The 1,600-nt window shown below is 70.3% G+C and carries 1 protein-coding gene and 1 pseudogene; both read right to left on the minus strand.

Going from position 1 to position 1,600, the window contains the following annotated elements; translation table 11 throughout:
- Window positions 1-535 (minus strand): annotated as a pseudogene (locus VF794_RS06070) (AAA family ATPase); the annotation flags it as partial.
- A gap of 58 nt (window positions 536-593) precedes the next feature.
- Window positions 594-1,600, minus strand: a 1,007-nt coding sequence (locus tag VF794_RS06075) for a PEGA domain-containing protein (protein WP_331108234.1), incomplete at its 5' end; no start/stop codon positions are given.

The following is a 1,600-nucleotide window of genomic DNA, read 5'->3' on the forward strand; positions in this document are numbered from 1 at the left end:
CGAGGAACTGCGGGTCGTGCGCCCACTTCTCCAGCGTGGCCAGCACGAAGCGGTCCTCGGCCGACAGGTGGCTCATCTCCCCGCCCGGCACCAGCGTCTCGGCGAAGTCGATGACGAGCGCCAGCGACTTGCCCTCGCTCACGCGCATCCGCAGGAAGTTCTCCAGAATCTGGAGCGCCCGGGCCGGATCCCTCGGCAGGCTCTTGGCGTAGTCGGTGCCATAGAGCGCGTCGTAGCCGACCATCGTCCGCTGCATCTCCTTCTGCGTCTCCGGAGAGGAGGAGCGGATGCCGGACGAGCGGTCATAGAAGAGGACGTGGTCGCGCCCGCCGAACAGCTCCTCGGAGAGGAAGGTGCGCAGGGGCCCGAAGCTCCGGCCGCCGTCCTCCCCGGTGGTGGGCTGCAGGTCCCGCACCGCTCCGTACAGGAGGAAGGTGCTGACGGTCTTCGTGTAGTACTTCTGGGCCAGCTTCCGGGCCCAGGCGGGCAACCCCGCGAGTGGATCCGCCGGATTGGCCTTGCGCGACTTGGTCATGGGCACACCCCTCCCGCCCACCCCGACCTGGGCCGGGGGGGCGCCTGTGTCTGATCAACTAACGGCAGCCGCGCTGCTTCTTCAGCCGCTCCCTCACCGTGGCGGGAGAGCCACCGGAGGCGGGAGTCACGTCCACCTCGACGTCGTCATGGCAGCGCAGCTTGAGGCTCATCTGCTTCACGGTGAGCGGCAGCTTCAGCCGGGCCGGCGTGGTGCCCAGCTCCTTGCCCCCCGCGAGGATGGTGGCCCCCGAGGGCACGGACAGCACCTCCACCTCGTAGCCATCCGGCTCGAGCTTGAGCTGCACGTTCATCGGCTTTTCACCCGCGGCCGGCTCGATGTTCTGCTGGGCGGGTTTGAAGCCCGGGGCACTGGCGGCCACCACCACCGGGGTACCGGCCTCCAGCTCGCCGATGTACGTCGAGCTGTCACCCCTCGGGCGTACCACCTTGCCCCCCACCTGGAGCTCCGCGTCCGGCGGCTGGGTGACGATGACCACGCGCCCCACCTGGACCTTGCGCTCCAGCTTCACCTCCAGCGAGGTGGGCGTCGTCCCCTGCTCGATCACCACCTGCTGGGTGAAGTCCTTGTAACCATCGGCGCTGATCAGCACCAGGCCCGGGCCGGCCTTCACCTGGTGCAGCAGGGGCCAGGACTTCACGTCCAGCACGTTCCCGTTGACGTTCACCTGGATGGGGCCGCGCACCTCGGAGGCCAGCCGCACCAGGATGAAGCCGGTGGGCTCCGGCCGCATCTTGAGGAAGACCCCGACCACACCCACGAGCACCACCGCCAGGGCGGCGAGCGCCGCGATGAGCGCCAGGCGGTTGTTGCCAGACGCCGCGGGCGGCTGCTGCCGCGCGGGGGCGGAGCGCTGGGCCCTGCCAGGGGAGGCGGTGGTCCGCTGCTCCACCTCCTCGGCCTCGGGCTCCTCATGAACCATGGGCTCCGGGTGAGGCAGCGAGGGCCGGGCCGGGGCCGTCACGACGGAATGCGACGTGGAGGGCCGCGACGGGGTCAACACGGGCGGCTCGGACGAGCCGGACGGAGTCTCCGGCCGGACGA

The sequence above is a fragment of the Archangium sp. genome, assembly GCF_036389735.1.
Taxonomy (GTDB): domain Bacteria; phylum Myxococcota; class Myxococcia; order Myxococcales; family Myxococcaceae; genus Archangium.